The following is a 2,122-nucleotide window of genomic DNA, read 5'->3' on the forward strand; positions in this document are numbered from 1 at the left end:
TTCCGCCGCGACCACGGCGAAGCCCTTGCCGTGCTCGCCGGCGCGCGCAGCCTCGATCGCCGCGTTCAATGCCAGCAGGTTGGTCTGGTAGGCGATGTCGTCGATGATGCCGATCTTCTGCGCGATCTGCTTCATCGCCGCGACCGTGGCAACCACCGCCTCGCCGCCCTCCAGGGTTTCCCGCGCCGCCTGCGCGGCCATGCCGTCGGTGATCCTGGCGTTGTCGGTGTTCTGCGCGATCGAGGCGGTCATCTGCTCCAGCGAGGCGCTGGTCTCTTCCACGCCGGCGGCCTGTTCGGTCGAGGCCTGGCTCAGCGACTGCGCGGTGGCGCTGACTTCTTCCGACGCACCGGCCAGGCTCTGCGCACTGGCGTTGACCTCGCCGACCACCTGCTGCAGCTTCTCGACCATGCGCTGCATCGCCATCAGCAGCTGCGCGGTTTCGTCGCGGCCGCGCACCTCGATCGACATGCTCAGGTCGCCCTCGGACAGCGCATTGGCCACGCTGACCGCCTTGTCGATCGGCCGGGTCACGCTGCGGCTGATGCAGCAGCCCAGGCCGACCCCGAGCAGCACGCCGCCGATCACGATGGCCAGCATGGTGCGGGTGCTGCTGGCATAGATCGCATCGGTGGCGTCGTTGGCACGCGCCGCGTTGGCTTCCTTGGTTTCGCTGAGTTCGGACATCAGCGTATCCAGTTCGTCGGAGCTGCTGCGCACGCCCTTCGATAGGTCCGCCAGCTGCGCATTGCCCTGCGGCAGCGGCTCGCGCATCACCGAGTCGACGAACTGGCCGCGCCGCTCCAGGTAGGTCTTCCACACCTGGTCGAAGCGGGCCAGCTTGGCCAGCGTGGCCGGGTCGTCGAACGAGGTCCTGGCCTTGTCCATGTGCTCGACCACCTGGGCGGTGTACTTGTCGATGTTGGCAACGTGCTTGGCGCGGTCTTCCGCGGTACTGGCCAACTGCAGGTTGGCGCGCGACCGGCCGGCGTTGATCAGATTGATGTTGGCCTCTTTCAGGTGCGACAGACCAAGCAGTTCGCGCTCGTACAGCACCGTGGCGTAGTCGTTGATGCGGCCGGAGTTGCGAATGCCGACCCAGCCGATACAGGCGCCGATCGCCGCCACGATCAGGAATGCCGCCGTCAGCCTGACTCCGATTTTCATATTGCCCAACATGGTGTACCCCGATTCTTTGTGTGCGTCCGGTTGCGCAAGTGAGCGCCTCCAGCCGTCTTCCGCAACGCCTCGCGGAGTGGACACACTCGCTCTGAGGAGAGCGAGGACGCTGCGCCGCAACGTCTGTGCGTGAGGGCTATCGGCGTCATCGACAGCGCCTTTAAATCGCGTGAAAACTGCGGAATTCCGCATAGCGCAAGCGCTGCGGCGACGTTGCATGAATGCGCAACGGGCATTGCGGCGCAGCACTCGACGCGTGTGAAGAAAGCGCCTGGGCGTCTGCGGCGCGGATGCCGCAGTTGTTCTGCAATGGCAGATGACCCCGGTTTTGCACCGAAGGCGAAGTGGGATACCAACCCCTCTAATTTGTAGACAGAATGTGAAAGCGGCGCCGATATGCCCGCCCTCGCAGTGCGCGAGCGCGTGCATGGCGCCGCGTCTTCACACCATCGGCAGCGCCGCGACCGTGCGTCGTTCCGCCGCGGTGGCTCCGCGCAACAAGCGCTGCGCGCGCACGCGTTCCTCGGCATCGAGCTCCTGCAGCGCCTCGAAACGCTCGCCGACCCAGCTCGCCATCGGCACGCCGTCGCGGTACAGCACGCGCGCGCCCGCCACGCGTGGCAGCCGCGTGCCCGGGAGCACGCTGCCGAGCAGATTGGCCGGATCGGCGGCGGCCACGCACACCCAGGTGCCGTCGCCAGGCTGGCGGCGCAGTTGCCGCAGCAGACCGATCGCCTCCGGCAGGGCGAACTGTTCGCCGGACAGGCCATCGATGAAGCGCCCGCCGCGGATCTCGCCACGCGCCTCCAGGCGCTGGTAGACCCGCAACAGCTCGCGCCACGGCGGCAGCCATGCCGCCTCGCGCTCGAGCAGGCGCCAGCAGACCACGCCGTAGCGGCGCAGCAGCGTCAGCGCGACGTGCTCGACCGCCGCGCTGCGCGCC

Annotated in this window: 1 protein-coding gene and 1 pseudogene; both read right to left on the reverse strand. The window is 67.7% G+C overall.

The annotated features are described in order from the left end of the window. Positions 1 to 1,179, reverse strand: a 1,179-nt coding sequence (locus tag D588_RS0113325; protein WP_043084854.1) for a methyl-accepting chemotaxis protein, incomplete at its 3' end; no start/stop codon positions are given. Between the two features lie 441 nt (positions 1,180 to 1,620). Beyond that, a pseudogene (locus tag D588_RS0113330) lies at positions 1,621 to 2,122 on the reverse strand (ATP-dependent DNA helicase); the annotation flags it as partial.

The sequence above is a fragment of the Xanthomonas sp. SHU 308 genome (assembly GCF_000364645.1).
Lineage (GTDB): Bacteria > Pseudomonadota > Gammaproteobacteria > Xanthomonadales > Xanthomonadaceae > Xanthomonas_A > Xanthomonas_A sontii.